Source organism: Xanthomonas sp. SHU 199 (assembly GCF_000364665.1).
Classification (GTDB): domain Bacteria; phylum Pseudomonadota; class Gammaproteobacteria; order Xanthomonadales; family Xanthomonadaceae; genus Xanthomonas_A; species Xanthomonas_A sontii.
Genome location: NZ_AQOI01000464.1, coordinates 1 through 23,116, shown reverse-complemented (window position 1 = coordinate 23,116; position 23,116 = coordinate 1). Strand labels below are relative to the sequence as shown.

The window sequence follows — 23,116 nt, the reverse complement described above, 5'->3', positions numbered from 1 at the left end:
TAGCGCGTCGCGGTCCAGCGGCAGCTGCGGCTCCAGTTCGCCGATGTCCTTGAGTTCGGACAGCGGCGGCAGTTCGTCCAGGCGCTTGAGCCCGAAATAGTCCAGGAAGGTCTTGGTGGTGCCGAACAGCGCCGGCTTGCCCGGCACGTCGCGGTGCCCGACCACGCGGATCCACTCGCGCTCTTCCAGCGCCTGGATGATGTTGCTGCTGACCGCCACGCCGCGCACCTGCTCGATCTCGCCGCGGGTGATCGGCTGCCGGTAGGCGATCAGCGCCAGGGTCTCCAGCGTGGCGCGGGTGTAGCGGGTCTTGCGCTCGGTCCACAGTCGCGCCACCCAGGCGTGCACGTCGCTGCGCACCTGGTAGCGGAACCCGGAGGCGACTTCGACCAGTTCCACACCGCGGCCCTCGCAGGCCTCGCGCAGCAGTTCCAGCGCGCGCTCGATGCTGCCTGGCGGCGCGGGTTCCTCCTCCGGGAACAGGCCGTGCAACTGCGCCAGCGGCAACGGCTGGTTGGCGGCGAGCAGGGCGGCCTCGACGATGCGGTTGATCAGCGCTTGATCCATGCGGGGGCGGGTTCTCGGTGGCTCAGGTGGTGGCGTCGGCGGCGTCGCTGTCGTCGAACTCGCTGTTGAACTGCAGCGGCGCGTTGGTGTTGCCCAGTGCCAGCGACTTGACGTAGATCGGCGGCATCGGCGGCCGCTCGGCGGCCTCGGCGGGGACGTGCGCCAGCGGTTCCTGGACGATGTCCAGCAACTGCTCCTTGGCCAGTTCCAGCAGCGCCAGGAAGGTGACCAGCACGCCCAGCTTGCCTTCCTCGGCACTGAACAGCGATTCGAAACGGTGGAACTTGCCGTCGTCCAGACGGCCCAGCACATCGCCCATGCGCTGGCGCACGCTCAGCGCCTCGCGCTTGATCGCGTGGCCGCTGAACAGCTCGGCGCGCTTGAGCACGTCGTACAGCGCCAGCAGCATTTCCTTCAACTCCACCGGCGGCGGCAGCTTGACCGCGGCACGGTCCGGCACATGGGCGTGCACCGGGGTGGTGTCGCGGTCCTGCCGCGGCAGCGCGTCGATGTCCTCGGCCGCCTGCTTGAAGCGTTCGTACTCCTGCAAGCGGCGGACCAGTTCGGCGCGCGGGTCCGTTTCCTCGCCGTCCTCGGCCGGCGGCCGCGGCAGCAGCATCCGCGACTTGATCTCGGCCAGGATCGCGGCCATCACCAGGTATTCGGCCGCCAGTTCGAAGCGCAGCTCCTGCATCACGTTGATGTAGTCCACGTACTGCCGGGTGATCTCGGCGACGGGGATGTCCAGGATGTCCAGGTTCTGCCGGCGGATCAGGTACAGCAGCAGGTCCAGCGGGCCTTCGAACGCATCCAGGATCACTTCCAGCGCATCCGGCGGGATGTAAAGATCCTGCGGGATCTGCAGGACCGGCTGCCCATGCACGACCGCCAGCGGCATTTCCTGCTGCTGTGGCGGGGTCGTCTGGGTTGGCGGGTTCGCGTCGAGCGCGAGTTCGGAAGTCATCGGTTGGACATCGGTGTTGCGGTAGCGAAGGGCCGGGCAGGCGCGACCCGGCGCGGCTCCTTGCCGGCAGTGCTGCGGTTCAATGGCGCGTCGTCCCCGCAACGCGCTCGGTACTTCAACAAGACACACGACGCACGCCACGCGTGTCGTGGCGGCGGGAACTGCAGAGGAGGACGTCTGCGCGGGCGGTGTCAGGCAGCGAATCGGTCGTCGGAAGGGGCTTGGGGTCGCCGATCACCGACGGGCCGCTGCATCCGGCCGCGTGCAATACGACCAAGGGTAATGCGCCGGCGGGGTCGGTGTCCAGCGCCGCCGTGCCAGGGCAGGTTCTACAATGACAGGTCTTTGGATAGGCAACGAGGGCAGAGACGCGATGTGGTACGTGATCGAGGGGTACGACGTGGCCGATGCGCTGCCGCGGCGGGCGGCGGCACGGCCGGCGCATCTGCAGCGGCTGACCGCATTGCAGGAAGCCGGGCGGTTGTTGTTGGCCGGGCCGTGCCCGGCGATCGACGCCGAGGATCCGGGTCCGGCCGGCTTCAGCGGCAGCCTGGTGGTGGCCGCGTTCGACTCGCTGGCCGAGGCGCGGGCCTGGGCCGAGGCCGATCCGTATGTCGATGCCGGCGTCTACGCCCGGGTCGAGGTGCGGCCGTTCCGCAAGGTGCTGCCATGAGCCAGGTCGGCGCCGAGCGGGTGGCGCGGATCCGCGCCGCGCTGGAGGCGGCGTTCGCGCCGCAGGCGCTGGAGGTGGAGGACGACAGCCATCGCCATGCCGGCCATGCCGGCGCGCGCGACGGCCGCGGGCATTTCAATGTACGGGTGGTCAGTCCGGCCTTCGCCGGCATGGCGCCGCTGGCCCGCCACCGCGCCGTCTACGCAGCGCTGGGCGAGATGATGCAGACCGATATCCATGCGCTGTCGATCCGCGCCGAGGTGCCGGGCACGGGCGGCTGACACCCGCCGGCGACGGCTGCCGCCGGTCCAAACAGGGGTATGCACCCCGGGAAAAAGCGGAATCTGCACCTGGATTATGCTGCATTGCGGCACGATTCCGACCGGTTTCTCATTATTCAAGTGACTGAAAAATAAGGCGTTTATTGTAAAAATAACAAAGGGCTTCTGCCTCGCGCTGAAAACGATTACAGTCCGCGCCAGTTTCTCAAGGTCTCTGCCGCGGAGGGCGGCACGATGGCGAAGAGCGCGGTTACCATCAAAGACGTCGCACGCGAGGCCCGGGTTTCCGTGGCCACCGTGTCGCGTGCGCTCAATGGCCACGAGAACGTGGCGGCGCCGGTGCGGACCCTGGTGCTGGAAGTGGCCGAGCGCCTGCGCTACAGCCCGCATGCGGCGGCGCGCAGCCTCAGCAGCCGCCGCACCCAGACCCTGGGCGTGGTGCTGCCCGACCTGTACGGCGAATTCTTCTCCGAACTGATCCGCGGCATCGACGGTGCAGCCCGCGCGCGCCGCCAGCACCTGCTGGTGTCCAGCTACCACGGCGACCCGGAAGAGCAGGGGCGGGCGCTGCGGGCGATGCGCGGCCGCGTCGACGGCCTGCTGGTGCTGTCGCCGTATGCCGAGCGCCCGGGCTTTCTCACCGACAACCTGCCGCAGGCGTTGCCGACGGTGTTGATCAACACCCACCTGCCGGGCACCGAATATCCGGTGCTGAGCATCGACGACCACGCCGGCGCGGTGGCGATGACGGAGCACCTATTGGCGATGGGGCATCGCCGCATCGCCTTCATCGGCGGCCCGGAACTGAACTTCGACGCGCGCGAACGCCTGCGCGGCTTCCGCGACGCCATCGCGCGCCATTCCGGCGAAGCGCATGGCCAGGAGTTCCCGGGCGACTTCGACGAAGCCTCCGGCTATCGCGCCGGACAGGCGATGCTGCAGGCCGGCACGCTGCCCGATGCGGTGTTCGCCGCCAACGACATGACCGCGCTCGGCTGCCTCTACGCCTTCACCCAGAGCGGCGTGCGCGTGCCCAACGACATCGCGTTGGCCGGCTTCGACGACATTCCGCTGGCGCGTTTCGTTCACCCATCCCTCACCACCATGCGCGTCAGCATCGCCGGGCTTGGTGAGCAGGCGATGCACCGCCTCCTGCAATTGATCGATCGGCCCGACGCGGACGACCGGCAGCGGCAGACCCTGGTTCCTACGTTGGTCGTGCGCGATTCCAGCACGGCCCGTTCCTGATGCGACGCACTTTTCTGCGCCGCATCGCTTGTTCCACTTCGTTCCATCGAAGCACCACGCACCACCCATAACGAGCATCACGTCTTCCTGGAGGGAAAACCCCACATGCAACACACCCCGCACTCCGCCCGGCCCACGCGCAAGCTGTTGAGCTGCGCCCTCGCCAGTTGTCTGCTGCTGGGCGCTGCGCCGGCATTCGCGCAAAGCACCGGTGCCACCATCCGCGGCCAGGTCAAGGTCGATTCGGCGCCGGCCGCGTCCGCGCAGGTCACCGCCACCAACCTGGCCACCGGTCTGAGCCGCAGCGTGCAGACCAGCAACGGCACCTATTCGGTCGGCGGTCTGCCGCCGGGGTCCTACCGCATCGACGTCACCGCCGACGGCAAGACCACCTCGCAGAACGTCACCGTGCAGGTCGGCCAGACCGCCACCCTGGATCTGGGCGTGGGCGGCGAAGCGGCCACCGCCAACGGGCAGGGCGCGACCACGCTCGACGCGGTGCAGGTGCAGGCGCCGCCGGTGCTGGTGGAAACCCGTACCTCGGAGAACGCCACCTACATTTCCAACGTGCAGATCGAGAAGCTGCCGCAGGCCACGCGCAACTTCCTGGAGCTGGCCGACAGCGTGCCGAGCGTGCAGTTCCAGCGCGACGCCAAGGGCAACACCACGGTGCGCTCCGGCGCGACCTCGGCCAACGGCACCAACGTCTACATCGACGGCATCAGCCAGAAGAACTACGTGCTGACCGGCGGCGTCAGCGGCCAGGATTCCAGCCGCGGCAACCCGTTCCCGCAGTCGGCGATCGGCGAGTACAAGGTCATCACCTCCAATTACAAGGCCGAGTTCGACCAGGTCAGCAGCGCGGCGATCGTCGCCTCGACCAAGTCCGGCACCAACGATTTCCACGGCAGCTTCTTCTGGGATACGACCAACGACGACTGGCGTGCCGAGAGCCCGCTGGAGCGCAAGGCCGGCCAGCGCGACGACTTCTCCGAGACCCAGTACGGCGCCACCTTCAGCGGTCCGATCCTCAAGGACCGCGCGCACTTCTTCGTGGCCTACGAGGCCAAGGAATACACCACGCCGAACACGGTGATCCCGGGCGGCATCTACGCCGACCGCGTCGACCAGCTGCCGGCGCAGCTGCAGCCGCTGGTCGCCACCTACAGCACGCCGTTCAAGGAAGACCTGTACTTCGGCAAGATCGACTGGACCCTGGGCGACAACAACCTGTTCGAGCTGACCGGCAAGTACCGCAAGGAAGACGAGCTGTCGGACATTGGCAACACCACCACCTACCAGCACGGCAGCAGCAACGGGCAGAAGGAAAAGCGCGCCAACCTGCGCTGGCAGTACAGCGGCGAGGCCTTCCTCAACGATCTGAACCTGAGCTACGAGAGCGCGTTCTGGACCCAGACCCCGCTCACCGACGGCAGCGGCTACGTGCTGTCCTACGTGCCGCAGGCCGGCAACGAGACCACCATCCTCAGCGCCGGCGCCGGCAGCAGCTTCCAGAACAAGGGCCAGAAGGGCTGGACCCTGCAGGACGACCTGACCCTCAACAGCCTCGATTGGCACGGCAGCCACACCATCAAGATGGGTCTGAAGTACAAGGACATCCAGCTCGATTCGACCCAGATCAATCCTGCCAATCCGCAGTACTACTACAACATCCTCAGCGATGTCGGCACCCCGTACCGGGTGCGCTTCGGCGACACCGGCGACGGCGGTTCGGTGCAGTCGCAGAACAAGCAGTACGGCATCTACCTGCAGGACGACTGGGAGGTCAACGAGCACCTGACCCTGAACCTGGGCGTGCGCTACGACTACGAGAAGACCCCGTCGTTCCTCGACTTCGTCACCCCGGCCGACGTCGCCAGCGCGTTGCTGAACTGGCGCAACCTGGACAACGCCAACTACGACATCGCCAACTACATCAGCACCGGCAACAACCGCAAGGCGTTCAAGGATGCCTGGCAGCCGCGCCTGGGCTTCTCCTACGACCTGTTCGGCGACCAGGCGCACGTGATCTACGGCGGTGCCGGCCGTGCGTACGACCGCAACCTGTTCGACTACCTGGCGCTGGAGCAGCTCAACAACAACTTCCGCTCCTACAGCTACTACTTCAGCAGCGCAAACACGCCGTGCCTCGGCCAGCCGTGCGTGGCATGGGACCCGAGCTATGCGACCCAGGCCGGCCTGAACGGGCTGGCGGCCTCCACCACCGCCGGCACCGGCGGCGGCCGCGAGGTGTACCTGATCGACAACAACATCAAGGTGCCGTACTCCGACCAGTTCAGCCTGGGCATGCGCAACATGCTGCATTTCTGGGGCAACGACTGGTACACGGACGTGACCCTGAGCCGCATCGTCAGCGAGGACGGCTTCGTGTTCCTGCGCGGCAACCGCCGTGCCGACGGCTCGTTCTTCCTGCCCGGCACCACTTCCGGCGTGCCCACCGATTCGCCCAACGGCTACAGCGCGATCGTGCTCGGCACCAACGGCCTGAAGACGCGCAACAACCAGCTGGCGCTGAAGCTGGACAAGCCCTACGACAAGGAGTCCGGCTGGGGCCTGACCGTGGCCTACACCTTCTCCGACGCGAAGGAAAACCGCCAGTACGGCGAGCACTATGCGCTGGACCAGCCGTCGATGGCCGGCTACGGCTGGCGTGAGGCCGGCGGCATCCCGAAGAACCGCCTGGTGGTCACCGGCATCTACGATCTGCCATACGACGTCACCCTGTCGGCCAAGCTGTCGCTGGCCAGCCAGACCCCGCGCTACGGCACCAACTGCCTGGCGGGCAACGACCAGTGCTATATCATTCAGTACAAGCCGGACGCCACGCTGGGCTACAAGGAATTCAGCCTGGCGGCGAACAAGGAATGGGATACCGGGTCGGGCATCAAGTTCAACGTGCGCGCCGATGTCATCAATCTGTTCAACTGGACCAACTACGCGGACTACAACACCGCAACCGGAACGTACGCCGATCTGAATACGGCGTTCGGTACGCCGAACGGCGTGCTCGCCTCGCCGATGCGGACGTTCAAGCTGTCGTTCGGCTTGAACTGGTAAGCAAGGTCGCCGCGGCTCCCGTGCACCGGGGGCCGCGGCGATGCGGAAGTGGGGTATTTTTTGCGTGCATGTAAACGATTTCACGGGGGGCACGATGAAGAAGCAGCGCAGGTTCATCAGGTTTTCGTTGATGGTGATGGCAGCAGGGGTGCTGCTGACGGCGTGTAAGAAGGTCGAGGAGCCGAAGGCGGTGGAGAAGAAGCCGGTGCAGGTGATCCTGGTCGAGGCGGAACTGCCGCCCAAACCGCTGAAGCCCGAACTGCCGCAACTGTTCAGCGACATCGAGCGGCGCACTTTCCAGTTCTTCTGGGACACCACCAACGACACCAATGGCCTCACCCCCGACCGCTTCCCGTCGCGTCCGTTCGCCAGCATCGCGTCGGTGGGGTTCTCGCTGACGGCGTATCCCATCGGCATCGAGAACGGCTGGATCAGCCGGACCCAGGCGGTGGATCGCACCCTGACCACGCTGAAGTTCTTCCGCGATGCGCCGGTCGGCCCGCAGCGCACCGGCAAGGCCGGCTACAAGGGCTTCTATTACCACTTTCTGGACATGCAGAACGGCCACCGTTACGACAGCTGGGTGGAGCTGTCGAGCGTGGATACCGCGCTGCTGATGATGGGCGTGCTGTTCGCGCAGTCGTACTACGACGGCGACGACCCGCGCGAGAAGGAGATCCGCGAGATCGCCGACACGCTGTACCGGCGCGTGGACTGGACCTGGCTGCAGCAGCGCGATCCGCTGATCTCGATGGGCTGGTTCCCCGAAAGCGGCTTCATCAGCCACGACTGGATGGGCTACAACGAAGCGATGATGCTGTACGTGCTGGCCTTGGGATCGCCCACCCATGCGGTGAGCCCGGATGCGTGGACGGTGTGGACCCGCACCTACAACAACGACTGGGGCGTGTACTACGGCCAGGAATACCTGTCGTTCGGGCCGATGTTCGCGCACCAGTACAGCCATGTCTGGATCGACTTCCGCGACATCCAGGACCAGTACATGCGCGAGCGCGGCATCGACTACTTCCTCAACAGCCGCCGCGCGGTGCTCGCGCAGCGCGAATACGCCATCGCCAATCCGATGAAGTGGAAGGACTACGGCGAGAACGTGTGGGGCCTGACCGCCAGCGACGGGCCGCAGAACACCGAGCAGGAGTATCGCGGCGAACAACGCCAGTTCCGCCACTATTCCTCGCGCGGCGCCGGCCTGCGCGAGAACTTCGACGACGGCACCATCGCGCCGACCGCGGCGGTGGCCTCGCTGGTGTTCGCGCCGGAAGTGGTGATTCCGGCCACCGAGGAGATGCACAAGCGCTACGGCGACTTCATCTACTCCAGCTACGGCTTCCTGGATTCGTTCAACCCCAGCTTCAACTACGATATCCCGCTCAAGACCGGCCGCGTCGTGCCCGGACGCGGCTGGGTCTCCAGCGACTACATCGGCATCGACCAGGGCCCGATCCTGACCATGATCGCCAACTACCGCAACGAGTTCGTCTGGAACGTGATGAAGAAGAACAAGTACATCCGCACCGGACTGGAGCGCGCCGGCTTCAGCGGCGGCTGGCTGACTCCGGAGGGCGAGGCGCAGCCGGTGCCGAAGAAGGACGAGCAGGCCGCCGCGGCGCGGGCGATCGGCATCGCCGAATCGCGCGCCGCCGCTGCGCAGGCGCAACAGAACCCCGACCAGCGCCAGCCGCAGAAGCCCGAATGAGCGCAGCACGCATGATCGGTCGTTGGGTGTCGCTGGGCTTGCTGATGGTGGCCGTATGCGGGTGCGCGCGCGCGCCGCAGGGCGAGGTGGTGCGGTTCTGGGCGATGGGCCGCGAGGCCGAGGTGGTGGCCGAGCTGATCCCGGAGTTCGAGAAGGAGAATCCCGGCATCCACGTGGACATCCAGAACATTCCGTGGACCGCCGCGCACGAGAAGCTGCTGACCGCCTTCGCCGCCGACGGCCTGCCGGACGTGTGCCAGCTGGGCAACACCTGGATCCCGGAATTCGCCGAACTGGGCACGCTGCAGCCGCTGCAGCCCTATGTCGAGCGCTCCAAGGTGGTCGACCCGAAGGACTATTTCCCCGGCATCTGGGACACCAGCGTCATCGATGGCCAGCTCTACGGCATCCCCTGGTACGTGGACACGCGCCTGCTGTTCTATCGCAAGGACATGCTGCGCGACGCCGGGGTGACCAAGCTGCCGCAGACCTGGGCCGAGTGGGAGCAGGCGATGGCGGCGGTGAAGAAGCATGTCGGGCCGAAGCGCTACGCCATCCTGATGCCGCTCAACGAGTTCGAACAGCAACTGTCGCTGGGCCTGCAACTGCCCGATCCGCTGCTGCGCGACCACAACAACTACGGCAACTTCGAAAGCCCCGGCTTCCGCAAGGCGCTGGCGTTCTACGCCAACATGTTCGACCAGGGCTGGGCGCCGAAGATGTCGGAGACCCAGATCTCCAACGTCTGGGACGAGTTCTTCAACGGTTTCTACGCGTTCTACATCTCCGGCCCGTGGAACATCCGCGAGTTCCGCAAGGTGCAGCCGGCTGCGCTCAAGGACCAGTGGGGTACCATGCCGCTGCCGGGCCCGGACGGCCCCGGCGCCGGCATCGCCGGCGGCACCAGCCTGGTGATCTTCCGCAAGTCCGAGCACAAGGACGCGGCGTGGAAGCTGATCGAGTTCCTGTCGCGGCCGCAGATCCAGGCGCGCTTCCACGCGCTGATCGGCGACATGCCGCCGCGGCGCAGCACCTGGGCGTATCCGTCGCTGGCCGACGATCCGCTGGCGCACGCCTTCCGCGATCAGCTGGAGCGGGTCAAGCCGGCACCGAAGGTGCTGGAGTGGGAGCGTATCGTGCAGGAGATGCGGCTGGCCACCGAGCGCGTGGTGCGCGGCGGCGAGCCGCAGGAGAAGGCGATGCGGGAACTGGACAAGCGGGTCGACGAGATCCTGGAGAAACGCCGCTGGATCCACCAGCAGCACCGCGAAGGCACGGCGGCGCCGGCCACGGGAGCGGCGCCATGAAGCGCGGTTCCCTGATCGGCTGGCTGTTCGCCGGCCCGGCGCTGATCGTGATCGGCGTGTTCTTCGGCCTGCCGGTGCTGTCGGCGCTGGCGCTGAGCGTCACCGACTTCGACCTGTACTCGCTGGCCGACCGCCACAACCTGCGCTTCGTCGGCTTCGGCAACTACATCGAGTTGCTGCAGACGCCGATGTTCTGGAAGTCGCTGTGGAACACCACGTACTTCGTGATCGTCGGCGTGCCGCTGTCCATCGGCGCCTCGCTGGGCGCGGCGCTGCTGCTGAACGCGCCGGTGGCGCGCTTCAAGGCGCTGTTCCGCACCGCGCTGTTCGCGCCGGTGGTGACCACGCTGGTGGCGGTGGCGGTGATCTGGCGCTACCTGTTCCACACCAGCTACGGCCTGGTCAACTACGGCCTGGCGCACCTGGGTATCGGCCCGATCGACTGGCTCGGCGATCCGCACTGGGCGATGCCGACGATCATGCTGTTCGCGGTGTGGAAGAACTTCGGCTACAACATGGTGATCTTCCTCGCCGGCCTGCAGGCGATCCCGCAGGACCTGTACGAGGCCGCGCGCATCGACGGCGCCTCGAAGTGGCGGCAGTTCCTGCACATCACCCTGCCCATGCTGGGGCCGGTGCTGCTGGTGGTCGGGGTGATCACCGTGTCCGGCTACTTCCAGCTGTTCGCCGAACCCTACGTGATGACCCGCGGCGATCCCCTGCAGAGCACGGTCAGCGTGCTGTATTACATGTTCGAGGAAGGCTTCAAGTGGTGGAACCTCGGCCGCGCGTCGGCGGTGGCGTTCCTGCTGTTCCTGATCATCCTGGGAGTGACGACGGTGATGCTGCGCTTCGGCCGCAAGAGGGACCTGGTATGAGCCGGGAGATCGGCGCCTCGCGCTGGAACACGCTGCTGGTCAACGGCGGGCTGCTGCTGCTCGCCGTGATCAGCCTGGCGCCGCTGTTGTGGATGGTGTCGGTGTCGTTCATGCCGGCCGGGCAAGCGAGTCGCTTCCCGCCGCCGATGCTGCCCACCGGCGCCACCCTGGCCAACTACGGCGAGCTGTTCTCGCGCACCGGCATGGCCCGCAACTTCGCCAACAGCCTGCTGGTGTCGTGCGCGATCACCTTCGGTTCGCTGCTGATCAACACCATGGCCGGCTATGCCTTCGCCAAGCTGCGCTTCGTCGGCAAGGAACGGATCTTCCAGATCCTGCTGGCGGCGCTGGTGATCCCGGCGCAGGTGGCGATGCTGCCGCTGTTCCTGCTGATGAAGCAGCTGCACCTGGTCAACAACTTCGGCGGCGTGGTCGTGCCGGCGCTGGCGACGGTGTTCGGCATCTTCCTGGTGCGCCAGTACGCGCGCTCGATCCCCGACGAGCTGCTGGAGGCCGCGCGCATCGACGGTGCCGGCGAGCTGCGGATCTTCTTCCAGATCGTGCTGCCGATGCTCAAGCCGGTGCTGGTGACGCTGACCATCTTCACCTTCATGGCCGCGTGGAACGACTTCATGTGGCCGCTGATCGTGCTGACCGACCAGGAGCACTACACCTTGCCGGTGGCGCTGGCGGCGCTGTCGCGCGAGCACATCATGGACGTGGAGATGATGATGGCCGGCGCCGTGGTCACGGTGGTCCCGGTGCTGGCGCTGTTCCTGGCGCTGCAGCGCTACTACATCCAGGGCCTGCTGCTCGGCAGCGTGAAGGGGTGAGCGAACGCGCTTGCGAGCCACTGGCTCGCGCGTTCGTGAACGCCTGGCCATGGATGGCCAGGCCGGACGATCTGGTGTGGGATTGTCACGCCATGGATGGCAGCGGTGAAGCGGAACATCGAGCGCCACTGGCGCGCGTTGCGCCGAACGCCCGGCCATGGATGGCCAGGCCTGACGTGTAGGAGCGGCTTCAGCCGCGACAACATGTAAGGCGATGCCGAGGGGCGCCGATGGGTGCGATGCCCGCTGGGATGCACAGACACATACAAGCAGACACGCAACGAAACGACAGCGACGGGGAAGGCGATGAGGGACGGGATGGCGATGACGTGCGCACGCGCGATGCTGGCGATGCTGGGACTGGCGGCCGCCCATGCCGTCGCCGCGCCGCCGACCTCCACGGTGACGCTGGACAGCTTCAACGATCTGGACAAGTGGCAGATCGTCGTTTCCAACCAGGTCACCGCCTCGACCCGGCTGGTGCAGGCGCCCAGCGGCGGCCGTGCCAAGGCGCTGTGCCTGGACTACGACTTCAACGGCGTGTCCGGCTATGCCGGGATCCGCCGCAGCGTGCCGATCGAGTACCCGGACAACTACCAGTTTTCGTTCCAGCTGCGCGGCGAGTCGCCGAGCAACGACCTCCAGTTCAAACTGGTCGACGCCAGCGGCGACAACGTGTGGTGGGTCAACCGGCCGCACTACGACTTCCCCACGCAGTGGAGCACGGTCACCTACAAGAAGCGGCAGATCGACAAGGCCTGGGGACCGAGCCCGGAGAAGGAGCTGACCCGCAGCGCACAGATCGAGTTCACCATCTACAACCAGGTCGGTGGCGCCGGCACGGTGTGCTTCGATCAGCTGACCCTGACCCCGTTGCCGCCGCAGGACACCTCGCCGCTGACGGTCAAGGTCAACACCGATACCGCGCCGGCGCTGGAGCAGCGCATCGCCGACGGCAAGCCCGACACCGTCTGGTACAGCGGCAACGCCAAGACCCAGACGGTGATGCTGGACCTGGGCAAGGTGCGCGAGTTCGGCGGCGCCAAGGTGCAGTGGGCGCCGGGCGTCTATGCCTCGCGCTACACCGTGCAAGGCTCGGCCGACGGGCGCAGCTGGCGCGAGTTGCGCAGCGTGACCGCCGGCAACGGCGGCACCGACTGGCTGGCGCTGCCGGAAACCGAGGCGCGCTACGTGCGCTTCGACCTGCAGGACGGCCCCAGCTTCCGTTACGGCATCGCCGACATCACGCTGCAGCCGCTGGCCTTCGCCGCCACCCAGAACGACTTCATCAAGTCGGTGGCGGCGCAATCCACCCGCGGCTGGTTCCCGCGCGGCTTCAGCGGCGAGCAGCCGTACTGGACCATCGTCGGCCTGGATGGCGGCCGCGAGCAGGGCCTGGTCGGCGAGGATGGCGCGATCGAGGTGGGCAAGGGCGGCTTCAGTATCGAGCCGTTCCTGCTGCTGGACGGCAAGCGCCTGAGCTGGGCCGACGTCAAGACCGCGCAGAGCCTGCAGGACGACTACCTGCCGATTCCCAGCGTGGACTGGACCCACGACAACGCCGCGCTGCGCGTGACCGCCTTCGTGCAGGGCGAGCCGGAGCAGGCGCAACTGGTAGCGCGCTACCGGCTCAGCAACCCGGGCAAGCAGCCGCACGATTACACCCTGGCGCTGGCGGTGCGTCCGTTTCAGGTCAATCCGCCCAGCCAGTTCCTCAACACCGTCGGCGGGGTCAGCCCGATCCGCTCGCTGGCCTTCGCCGGCACGCAGGTGCAGGTCAACGGCCAGCCGCGGGTGTTCGCGGTGCAGAAGCCGGATGCGGCGTATGCCAGCGCGTTCGACGCCGGCATGGACGTCGAACGGCTGAGTACCGACGCCAGCGGCCTGCCGCAGCAGGCGCAGGATCCGGACGGCCTGGCCTCCGGCGCGTTGCTGTACCGCGGGCGCCTGGCCCCGGGCGAGGTGCGCGAGGTGGCGCTGGTGATCCCGCAGACCGGCAACGCCGGCGTGCCGGCAGGCTTCGACGCGGCGCGCGCGCAGCAGCAGGTCGCCGCGCAGTGGCACGAGAAGCTGGACCGCGTGCAGTTGCACGTGCCGGCGCAGGGCAAGGCGGTCACCGACACGCTGCGCACCGCGCTGGCGCACATGCTGATCTCGCGGATCGGTCCGCGCCTGCAGCCGGGCACGCGCTCGTATTCGCGCAGCTGGATTCGCGACGGCGCGATGATCTCCGAAGGCCTGCTGCGCCTGGGCCGCGCCGACGTGGTCCGCGAGTACGTGGAATGGTATGCGCCGTACCAGTTCGCCAACGGCATGGTGCCGTGCTGCGTGGACGACCGCGGCAGCGATCCGGTGCCGGAGAACGACAGCCACGGCGAACTGATCTACAGCGTCGCCGACTACTACCGCTACAGCGGCGACCGCGCCTTCCTGGAACAGATGTGGCCGCACGTGCTCGGCGCGTACACCTACATGGAACAGCTGCGGCTGAGCGAGCGCACCGACGAGAACCGCGCGCGCAACGCGGCCTTCTACGGGATGATGCCGGTGTCGATCAGTCACGAAGGCTATTCGGCCAAGCCGATGCACTCGTACTGGGACAACTTCTGGGCGCTGCGCGGCTACAAGGACGCGGTGAGCATCGCCGCCGAACTCGGCCGCATCGACGATGCCGCGCACTTCGCCGCCTCGCGCGACCAGTTCCGCCAGGACCTGTACGCCTCGCTGGACGCGGCCACCCAGCAGCACCACATCGACTTCCTGCCGGGCTCGGCGGAGCTGGGCGATTTCGATCCGACCTCGACCACCATCGCGCTGGCGCCGGGCGGCGAGCAGGGCCGGTTGCCGCAGGCGCTGCTCGACAACACCTTCGAGCGCTACTGGAGCGAGTTCGTCGGCCGCCGCGACGGCACCCGCGAGTGGAAGGACTACACGCCGTACGAGTGGCGCAACGTGTCCGCGTTCGTGCGCCTGGGCTGGCGCGAGCGCGCGTGGGAGGCCACGCAGTTCTTCTTCAAGGACCGCACGCCGCAGGCGTGGAACCAGTGGGCCGAGGTGGTTTCGCGCACGCCGCGCAAGCCGTTCTTCCTCGGCGACCTGCCGCATGCCTGGGTGGCCTCGGACTTCGTGCGCTCGGTGCTGGACATGTTCGCCTACGCCCGCGACGTCGACGACAGCCTGGTGCTGGCCGCCGGCATCCCCGCCGACTGGTTCGACGGCAAGGGCGTGGCGATCGAACAGTTGCGCACCCCGCAGGGCCCGCTGAGCTACCAGCTGCGCCGGCAGAAGAACCGCCTGCTGCTGAACATCCCCGAGGGCCTGCGCATGCCCAGCGGCGGCCTGGTGCTGCCGTGGCCATACCCGGGCGAGCCGGGCCGCACCCTGGTCAACGGCGAAGCGGCTCAGTGGGAGCACGGCGAACTGCGCATCCACGCGTTGCCGGCGGATGTGCAGATCGAGGTGCGGTGAGGCCGGGAATGGGGAGTGGGGAATCGGGAATCGCAAAAGCAAAAGAAAAGCGCCGGCATGCCGGCGCTTTTTTTCTTTCTGGAGTATCGAGTTGTGAGAGCCGAGGTTCTGGCTTTAACGATTCCCGATTCCCCACTCCCGATTCCCGGCTAGGCGCTACCGCGCCGCCGCCACGATCGCGGCCGCCTTCGCCGAGCTCTCGCGCACCTTGTCCCAGGCGCCGTCGGCCAGCCAGTCCTTGGGCACCATCCACGAGCCGCCGATGCAGACCACGTTCGGCTGGGCCAGGTATTCGGCGGCGGTGCTTTCGCCGATGCCGCCGGTGGGGCACAGCTTGAGCTCGGCCAGGGGGCCGGCCAGGCCCTTGAGCATCGCCAGGCCGCCGACGGCGGAGGCCGGGAACAGCTTGCACACGCGGAAGCCGCGCTCCATCAGCGCCAGCAGCTCGCTGGGGGTGGCCGCGCCCGGCACCACCGGCAGCGGCGCCTGCGCCAGGGCGTCGGCCAGGGTCGGGGTGGTGCCCGGGGTGACGATGAAGTCGGCGCCGGCGTCGATCGACTGCTGCAGCTGGGTGGCGTTGAGCACGGTGCCGGCGCCGATCACGATGTCCGGCAGCTCGCGCTTGAGCATCGCCAGCGCGTCCATCGCCACCGGCGTGCGCAGGGTCAGTTCGATCGCCGGCAGGCCGCCTTCCAGCAGCGCGGCCGAGACGCGGCGCGCTTCTTCCAGGGTGTGGACGGTGACGACGGGCAGGATGCCGGCCGCGCGCAGCAGCTGTTCGGCCTTGGTCTGGTGTTCGGCGATGGTCATGGGCGTCTCGATTGCGAAGGGGGGCGAGGCCCCGGCCGCGCGCGGCCAGGGCAGGGTGAGGCAGACGGCGGCTCAGGCGTCCTTGGATTCGTGCGGCGCGGCAGCGGCCTCGGCATCGCGGCCCAGGTCGTACTCGGCGTCGTAGTTCCACAGGTCGCCGTCGGCGGCCGGCGGGCCGCAGGAGATCGACAGCGCACCCTGGTCGGCGGGGCCGACCATGCGGCGGTTGAGCCCGAACAGGTTGCGGCCCAGGTCGTGTGCGGCCGGCGCGGTGTTTGGCGCCAGCGGCCGCGCCGCCCACTCGGCGGCGTCCACCAGCACTTCCAGGGTGCCGGCCTCGCCGTCCAGGCGCACGATGTCGCCCTCGCGCACGCGGGCGATCGGGCCGCCGCGGGCCGCTTCCGGGGTCACGTGGATGGCCGCGGGGAACTTGCCCGAGGCGCCGGACAGGCGCCCGTCGGTGACCAGCGCCACGCGCCGGCCCTGGTTCTGCAGCAGGCCCAGCAGCGGCGCCAGCGAATGCAGTTCCGGCATGCCGTTGGCCTGCGGGCCCTGGTAGCGCAGCACCACCACGAAATCGTGCGGCAGCGCGCCGGCGGCGTGCAGCTTGTTCAGCGCCTGCGGCGCGTCGATCACCACGGCCGGGGCTTCGATGGTGCGGAACTGCGGCTTCACCGCCGACAGCTTGATCAGCGAACGGCCGAGGTTGCCGCGCAGCAGGCGCAGGCCGCCCTGCGCCTCGAACGGGTTGGACGCCGGGCGCACCACCGCCTCGTCGGCGCTCTTGGCCGGGCTCGGCACGTAGCTCAGCTTGCCGTCCTGCAGGCACGGCTCGTCGCCGTAGGCGCGCATGCCGCCGGGCACGATGGTGGCCAGGTCGTCGTGCATCAGCCCGGCGTCCATCAGCTCGCGGAACACGAAGCCGATGCCGCCGGCGGCGGCGAAGTGGTTCACGTCGGCCTCGCCGTTCGGATACACCCGCGCCAGCAGCGGCACCAGCTGCGACAGCGCGTCCAGGTCGTCCCAGGTCAGCACGATGCCGGCCGCGCGCGCCACCGCCAGCCAGTGGATGGTGTGGTTGGTGGAGCCGCCGGTGGCCATCAGCGCGACCACGGCGTTGACGATGGCGCGCTCGTCGATCAAGCGGCCCAGCGGGCGGAAGTCGTTGCCCAGCGCGGTGATGCGCAGCGCGCGCTCGGTCGCCTGCTGGGTCAGCGCCTCGCGCAGCGGGGTGCCGGGGTTGACGAAGGAGGCGCCGGGCAACTGCACGCCCATCGCTTCCAGCAGCACCTGGTTGGAGTTGGCGGTGCCGTAGAAGGTGCAGGTGCCGGGGGCGTGGTAGGACGCCGATTCGGCGGCCAGCAGTTCCTCGCGGGTGGCCTGGCCGGCGGCGTAGCGCTCGCGCACCTCGGCCTTCTGCTTGTTGGGGATGCCCGGGGTCATCGGCCCGGCCGGCACGAACACCGCCGGCAGGTGGCCGAAGGCCAGCGCGCCGATCAGCAGGCCCGGCACGATCTTGTCGCACACGCCCAGGTACAGGCTGGTGTCGAACATGTCGTGGCTGAGGCCGATCGCGGTGGCCTGGGCGATCACGTCGCGCGAGAACAGCGACAGCTCCATGCCGGGACGGCCCTGGGTCACGCCGTCGCACATCGCCGGCACGCCGCCGGCCACCTGCGCGGTGGCGCCGAGCGCGCGCGCGGTGCTGCGGATGATCTCCGGGTAGTGCTCGAACGGCTGGTGCGCCGAGAGCATGTCGTTGTAGGCGGTGATGATGCCCAGGTTGGGGGTGATCCCGCCTTCCAGCCGGCTCTTGTCGGTGGGGCCGCAGGCGGCGAAGCCGTGGGCGAGGTTGCCGCAGCTCAGGCGGCTACGGAACGGACCGTCGCGCAGCGCGGCGTCGATGCCGGCCAGGTAGGCGCGCCGCGACGGCGCACTGCGCTGGCGGATGCGTTCGGTGATCGCGTGGAGGGTCGGATGCAGGCTCATTGGCGGACGTGGCTATGAAGGGGGGAATCGGGAAACGGGAATCGGGAATCGGAAGAGCGGGAATCGGGAATCGGAAGAGCGGAAAAGCGTCAGCGCGCAGCCGTTGCGAATCCCCAATCCCTAATCCCCAATCCCGGCCTCACTCGCACCAATGCACGCGCAGGCGCGCACCCGGCGTGTCGAAGGCGACGCGGATCGGGTACTCGTGCGGGTCGGTGCCGGCCAGCGCGCGCTCCAGCACCTCCAGCTTCTGCTTGCCGCGCAACAGCAGCATGCGCTGGCCGATCGGCGCCAGGCCGGCCGGGGTCAGGGTGATGCGCAGCGGCCAGGTGTTGGCGCCGGGGCAGCCGGTGGCGTCGAGCGTGGCGTAGGGCAGCGGGTTGGCCAGGGCCTTGTTCAGGTCGGTGGCGCCCGGGAACAGCGAGGCGGTGTGGCCGTCGCCGCCCATGCCCAGCACCGCCATGCACGGGGCCGGGGCGTGCTGCGCGTGCAGGTTGGCCGCGTGCACGCAGTCCTGCAGCGGCTTGCCGACCCGCACCAGCGGTTCGAAGCGCGCCTCTTCGGCGCGGTCGAGCAGACTGTGCTGGACCAGGTAGGCGTTGCTGTCGCTGTCCTGCGGCGACAGCCAGCGCTCGTCGACCAGGCCGACCTCCAGCTTCGACCAGTCCAGCGGCAGCTCGGCCAGCGCCTGGTACACCGGCGCCGGGGTGGTGCCGCCGGATAGCAGCAGGCGCGCGCCGCCGCGGCGCTGGATCTCCTCGCGCAGCGCGGTGCCGATCTCGGCCGCCGCCGCGTCGATCCATTCGTCCGGATCGTCGTAGCGGATCAGCGTGATGCGGTCGGACAGCGTGGGGCTCATGCGATGGCTCCTGGGGATTGCCGCGCGGCGTCCACCGCGTAGGCGGCGGCGCCGAGCAGGCCGGGACGGGGATGGATCACCGCCAGCGACGGCACCCGCGCCATGATCGACGAAAACCGGCCCTTGTGCTCGAAGCGCTGGCGGAACCCGGAATGCTGGATCGCGTCGAGCATCTTCGGTACCAGCCCGCCGGTCAGGAACACGCCGTCCCAGGCGCCCTGCATCAGCACCAGGTCGCCGGCGATGGCGCCGAACACGGCGCAGAACACGTCCACCGTGCGCATCGCCCGGTAGTCGCCCTGCGCGGCACGCGCGGTGATGTCCTCCGGCTGCAGCGGGCCCGGGTCGTCGCCGGCGATCTCGCTGAGCGCGCGGTGGATGTTGACCAGGCCGGGGCCGCAGATCAGGCGCTCGTTGGAGACGCGGCCGAACTGCTGCGAGAGCAGTTCCAGGATGCGGATCTCCTCCGGCGTGCCCGGCGGGAAGCTGACATGGCCGCCCTCGGTCTCCAGCGGGAAGCAGCGCCCGCCGCGCATCAGCAGGCCGCCCACGCCCAGGCCGGTGCCGGGGCCGATCACGCCGTAGTTGCGCGGCACCTCGACCGGCGACGGGGTCCAGCTGGCGCCGCCGACCTGGACCACGTCCTGCGGCCGCAGCAGGCTGATCGCCATCGCCTGCGCGGCGAAGTCGTTGATCAGGTGCAGTTCGTCGAAGCCGAGCATGGCGCGGGTGCGCGCCCGCGAGATCACCCACGGATGGTTGGTGATGCGCGCCTCGTCGCCGTCGACGCGGCCGGCGACCGCGAAGGTGCCGCTGCGCGCGTCCACCCCGGTCTGTTCCAGGTAGTGGCGGGCGGCGTCGCCCAGCGACGGGAACTCCACCACCGAGTAGGTCTGGGTGCTGTCGTCGAGCAGCGGCACCGAGGCGTCGAGATCGGCGAGGGCGAAACGGGCATTGGTGCCGCCGATGTCGGCGACCAGCACCGGGCGCTGCGGCGCGCTCATTGCGCGACCTTCGGCGCGGCGCCGGACTGGTCGCAGGAGACGTAGGCCTGCGCTTCCTGCGGGCCCCAGCTGCCGGCCGGGTAGGGCAGCAGCGGCAGGTGCGCTTGCGCCCAGGCGGCGCTGACGCTGTCGATCCAGGCCCAGGCGGCGCGGACTTCGTCGTCGCGCACGAACAGCGCATGGTTGCCGTTGAGCGCGTCGAGCATCAGCCGCTCGTAGGCGATGCGCCGGTGCAGGCCTGTGGGCACCGACAGTTCCAGTTCCAGCGGCTGCAGTTCCAGCGCGCCCCATTCCGGGCCGGCCAGGCTGCTCATCAGCCCCAGTTCGATGTTCTCCTGCGGCTGCAGTTGGAAGGTCAGCCGGTTCGGCGCCACCTGCTGCGCGGCCGGGCGCTCGAACAGCCAGTGGGTGACCGGCTTGAGCGTGACCACCACGCGGGTGGAGCGCTCGGCCAGGCGCTTGCCGGTGCACAGCCGGAACGGCACCCCGGCCCAGCGCCAGTTGTCGATGTAGGCGGTGACCGCGGCGAAGGTCTCCACGTCGCTGCCTTCCGGCGGCTGGTAGGCCTGCGCCGGCTGGCCGTTGATGGTGCCGGCGGTGTAGCGCCCGCGCACGCTGTCGCGGGCGGCATGCTCTGCGCTGAGCGGACGCAGCGCGCGCAGCACCTTGACCTTCTCGTCGCGGATGCGGTCGGCTTCCAGCGACGCCGGCGGCTCCATCGCCACCAGGCACAGCAGCTGCAGGATATGGCTCTGCACCATGTCGCGCAGCGCGCCGGAGCGCGCGTAGTAGGCATCGCGGCCGTCCACGCCCTCGCTCTCGGCGACCAGGATGTCCACCGACTCGATGTAGTTGCGGTTCCACACCGCTTCCAGCAGGGTGTTGCCGAAGCGCAGCGCGATCAGGTTCTGCACCGCGGCCTTGCCCAGGTAGTGGTCCAGGCGGAACACGCGGTCCTCGTCGATCAGCGCGCCGATCGCCTGCACGATCTCGCGGGCGCTGTCCGAATCGTGGCCGATCGGCTTCTCCAGCATCAGACGGTGCGGTGCGGCCAGGGCGCCGCCCAGGGCCAGGCCCTGGCAGGTGCTGATGTACAGCCCCGGCGGGATCGCCAGGTAGCTCACGCAGCGGCGCGCGGTCAGGTCGCGCACCGCGGCGGCCACCGATTCGGCATCGCGCAGGTCCACCGAGCGGTAGTCGATGCGCGCCAGCAGCGCCTGCACGATCGATTCGCCGATCTGCGGCATCGCCGCCTGCAGGCGCGGCTTGAGGATCTCGTGGAACTTGGCGGTGTCGTGCGGCGACAGCGCCAGTGCGCGGATGCGGAAGTCTTCCGGCAGGAAGCCGTCGTCGAGCATGCGCAGCAGCGAGGGGAACAGATAGCGCTGGGCCAGATCGCCGGTGGCGCCGAACAACAGAAAGGTATCGTGCATCGACCGGGTTTCGGTTTCGGGTGACATGGTGTCGATCACCTGGGGGCTAGGAGTGACGTGGCGTGGGAAAGCGAACGGCGGCGACGGCCTGTATCCGGCCGGTTCGGGCGAGGGCGTGACGCGGGAGGGCCGCCAGGCGGGAACGCACGATCCAGGAGATGAATACGACTGCCAGACCTCTGAGCATACCTCTCCAATGCCTCATGCTGCAGGTCGGCTGTCATCCCGCAGGATGACGGGCGCGCGCCGGATCGGCGGCTGGCGGATCGCATTGCATGCCCTCCCAGGCTCGATGTTGCCCCGTGAAAACGGTTACATGGCAGAATACCGCATCGCGATCCATTGTTGCCTGCGCGCGGGCATGATGCGACCCGAATTCGTATGCACTGCCCTCGGGAGGGACCGGCGGCAGCCCGTTCCTCACTGCCGGAAACCGGATACATGGCGAAAGTACAACTGGACAACATCCGCAAGGTCTACGACAACGGCCAGGTCGCCGTGCACGGGGCCAGCTTCGAAGTGGCCGACGGCGAACTGATGGTGCTGGTCGGGCCCTCGGGCTGCGGCAAGTCCACGCTGCTGCGCATGATCGCCGGCCTGGAAGAGATCAGCGGCGGCGAGCTGCGCATCGGCGAGCGCGTGGTCAACGAGGTGGCGCCGAAGGACCGCGACATCGCCATGGTGTTCCAGAGCTATGCGCTGTACCCGCACATGACCGTGGCCGAGAACCTGGCGTTCGGGCTCAAGCTGCGCGGCGAGAGCAAGGAGGTCATCCGCCAGCGCGTGGCCGCCGCCGCCGACACCCTGGGCCTGACCCCGATGCTGGACAAGCTGCCGCGCGCCATGTCCGGCGGCCAGCGCCAGCGCGTGGCGCTGGGCCGCGCGCTGGTGCGCGAGCCGGCGGTGTTCCTGCTCGACGAGCCGCTGTCCAACCTGGACGCCAAGCTGCGCCACTCGGTGCGCACCGAGATCGCGCAACTGCACCGCAAGCTCGGCACCACCATGATCTACGTCACCCACGACCAGGTCGAAGCGATGACCCTGGGCCAGCGCATCGTCGTGCTCAAGGACGGGCTGATCCAGCAGATCGACACGCCGATGGCGCTGTACGACCGCCCGGCCAACCTGTTCGTGGCCGGTTTCCTCGGCAGCCCGGCGATGAACGTGCTGCGCGGGCGGCTGGTGGAAGAGGGCGGTCTGCAGCTGCAGTTGCAGGACGGCGGGCGGGTGCCGCTGCCGGGTGCGCAGATCGCGCCGCAATGGCTGGGCCGGGAACTGGCGATCGGCGTGCGGCCGGAGCACCTGCAGCCCAGCGACGACGCGCAGGGCGGCTTCGAGGCCACCATCGAGGTGATCGAGCCGGTCGGCAACGAGATCTTCGTCAATCTCAGCCACGGCGCGCAGCCGCTGGTGATGCGGGTGGCGCCGCGCGCGCTGCCGGGCCTGGGCGAGCGCCTGCGGGTGGCGGTGCGCGGCGACGCGCTGCACTTCTTCGATGCCGAGAGTGGGGGGCGTCTGGAGGTGCGGGATTCGGGATTGGGGATTGGGGATTCGCAACAGCCGTAAGCGAAAGCTGGCGTTACGGCGCGCGCTCAGCGCGCCAGGCCGTCGATCAGGGGCTGCCACCGTGCGGGGTGGCCGTCGACGTCCAGCCCCGTCGGCGGTGTCTCGTCCAGCGGCAGCACCGCCAATGCCAGGGTGCCGGCGACGCTGACCACGCTGCCGAATGGCTGGCCGTCGCGCTGCACCGGTGCATCGATGGCGACGGGCGCATCCACTTCCAGCAACTGCACGGCGCGCTTGGCCTTGCCCAGGAAGTGGGTGCGGGCGACGATTTCCTGGCCGGGGTAGCAGCCCTTCTTGACGCTGAAGGCGTGCAGCCGGTCCAGACCCAACTGCTGCGGGGTCCATTGTTCGCGCTGGCTCGGCGCAAGCCGGGCCAGGCCCAGGCGCAGGTCGGCCGCGCGCCAGGCCTCGGCCAGCGCCGGGTCGGCGGCCGGCGCATCC

At 68.6% G+C, this 23,116-nt stretch carries 18 protein-coding genes; 10 read left to right on the top strand and 8 right to left on the bottom strand.

What is annotated here, in order from left to right:
• Window positions 1-567: SMC-Scp complex subunit ScpB (gene scpB / locus D183_RS0114810; protein WP_017909691.1), on the bottom strand; the 567-nt coding region annotated here is incomplete at its 3' end.
• A gap of 22 nt (window positions 568-589) precedes the next feature.
• The gene (locus tag D183_RS0114805) at window positions 590-1,531 is read right to left on the bottom strand and encodes a segregation and condensation protein A (protein WP_017909690.1); all 942 of its coding nucleotides are present in this window, start codon (window positions 1,529-1,531) and stop codon (window positions 590-592) included.
• A gap of 373 nt (window positions 1,532-1,904) precedes the next feature.
• Between D183_RS0114805 and D183_RS0114800 the strand changes: the two genes are divergently transcribed.
• The 9 genes from D183_RS0114800 to D183_RS0114760 all read left to right on the top strand — a co-directional run bounded on the left by D183_RS0114800 (window position 1,905) and on the right by D183_RS0114760 (window position 15,014).
• Complete coding sequence (locus D183_RS0114800) at window positions 1,905-2,204, top strand: YciI family protein (RefSeq protein ID WP_017909689.1); 300 nt, start codon at window positions 1,905-1,907, stop codon at window positions 2,202-2,204.
• Entirely contained in the window at window positions 2,201-2,485 is a 285-nt protein-coding gene (locus D183_RS0114795; RefSeq protein ID WP_017909688.1) for a BolA family protein, read from the top strand. Before D183_RS0114800 ends, D183_RS0114795 begins: the two co-directional genes overlap by 4 nt.
• Before the next feature lie 234 nt (window positions 2,486-2,719).
• Window positions 2,720-3,733, top strand: coding sequence for a LacI family DNA-binding transcriptional regulator (locus D183_RS0114790; RefSeq protein ID WP_017909687.1), 1,014 nt, complete (start codon window positions 2,720-2,722; stop codon window positions 3,731-3,733).
• Window positions 3,734-3,838: 105 nt separating this feature from the next.
• Window positions 3,839-6,811: a TonB-dependent receptor gene (locus tag D183_RS0114785; protein WP_017909686.1), complete on the top strand. Its 2,973-nt coding sequence runs from the start codon at window positions 3,839-3,841 to the stop codon at window positions 6,809-6,811.
• A gap of 130 nt (window positions 6,812-6,941) precedes the next feature.
• Window positions 6,942-8,528 (top strand): glucoamylase family protein, encoded by a 1,587-nt coding sequence (locus D183_RS0114780; protein WP_407136839.1) that lies wholly within the window; start codon window positions 6,942-6,944, stop codon window positions 8,526-8,528.
• An 11-nt stretch (window positions 8,529-8,539) separates the two neighbouring features.
• Window positions 8,540-9,835, top strand: coding sequence for a sugar ABC transporter substrate-binding protein (locus D183_RS0114775; protein ID WP_017909684.1), 1,296 nt, complete (start codon window positions 8,540-8,542; stop codon window positions 9,833-9,835).
• The gene (locus D183_RS0114770) at window positions 9,832-10,713 is read left to right on the top strand and encodes a carbohydrate ABC transporter permease (protein ID WP_010342668.1); all 882 of its coding nucleotides are present in this window, start codon (window positions 9,832-9,834) and stop codon (window positions 10,711-10,713) included. The genes D183_RS0114775 and D183_RS0114770 overlap by 4 nt, the downstream gene beginning before the upstream one ends.
• The gene (locus tag D183_RS0114765) at window positions 10,710-11,546 is read left to right on the top strand and encodes a carbohydrate ABC transporter permease (protein ID WP_017909683.1); all 837 of its coding nucleotides are present in this window, start codon (window positions 10,710-10,712) and stop codon (window positions 11,544-11,546) included. The genes D183_RS0114770 and D183_RS0114765 overlap by 4 nt, the downstream gene beginning before the upstream one ends.
• Window positions 11,547-11,897: 351 nt before the next feature.
• Window positions 11,898-15,014, top strand: a complete 3,117-nt coding sequence (locus D183_RS0114760; RefSeq protein ID WP_026144496.1) for a discoidin domain-containing protein — start codon at window positions 11,898-11,900, stop codon at window positions 15,012-15,014.
• A gap of 156 nt (window positions 15,015-15,170) precedes the next feature.
• Here the strand turns inward: D183_RS0114760 and D183_RS0114755 are convergent, their stop codons facing one another.
• The 5 genes from D183_RS0114755 to zwf form a co-directional block, all read right to left on the bottom strand.
• On the bottom strand, window positions 15,171-15,824 hold the full coding sequence (locus D183_RS0114755; protein ID WP_017909681.1) for a bifunctional 4-hydroxy-2-oxoglutarate aldolase/2-dehydro-3-deoxy-phosphogluconate aldolase: 654 nt from the start codon (window positions 15,822-15,824) through the stop codon (window positions 15,171-15,173).
• A 72-nt stretch (window positions 15,825-15,896) separates the two neighbouring features.
• Entirely contained in the window at window positions 15,897-17,813 is a 1,917-nt protein-coding gene (gene edd / locus D183_RS0114750) for a phosphogluconate dehydratase (RefSeq protein WP_017909680.1), read from the bottom strand.
• Between the two features lie 139 nt (window positions 17,814-17,952).
• A complete protein-coding gene (gene pgl, locus D183_RS0114745; protein WP_017909679.1) occupies window positions 17,953-18,672 on the bottom strand; it encodes a 6-phosphogluconolactonase in 720 nt (239 codons plus the stop codon).
• Window positions 18,669-19,676 (bottom strand): glucokinase, encoded by a 1,008-nt coding sequence (gene glk / locus D183_RS0114740; protein WP_017909678.1) that lies wholly within the window; start codon window positions 19,674-19,676, stop codon window positions 18,669-18,671. Before glk ends, pgl begins: the two co-directional genes overlap by 4 nt.
• Window positions 19,673-21,136 (bottom strand): glucose-6-phosphate dehydrogenase, encoded by a 1,464-nt coding sequence (zwf, locus tag D183_RS0114735; protein WP_039727862.1) that lies wholly within the window; start codon window positions 21,134-21,136, stop codon window positions 19,673-19,675. Before zwf ends, glk begins: the two co-directional genes overlap by 4 nt.
• A gap of 414 nt (window positions 21,137-21,550) precedes the next feature.
• On the opposite strand from zwf, the gene D183_RS0114730 reads away from it, so the two are divergent.
• Complete coding sequence (locus D183_RS0114730; RefSeq protein ID WP_017909676.1) at window positions 21,551-22,675, top strand: ABC transporter ATP-binding protein; 1,125 nt, start codon at window positions 21,551-21,553, stop codon at window positions 22,673-22,675.
• A gap of 26 nt (window positions 22,676-22,701) precedes the next feature.
• On the opposite strand, the gene ygfZ is transcribed toward D183_RS0114730, so the two are convergent.
• Window positions 22,702-23,116: CAF17-like 4Fe-4S cluster assembly/insertion protein YgfZ (gene ygfZ / locus D183_RS0114725; RefSeq protein WP_017909675.1), on the bottom strand; the 415-nt coding region annotated here is incomplete at its 5' end.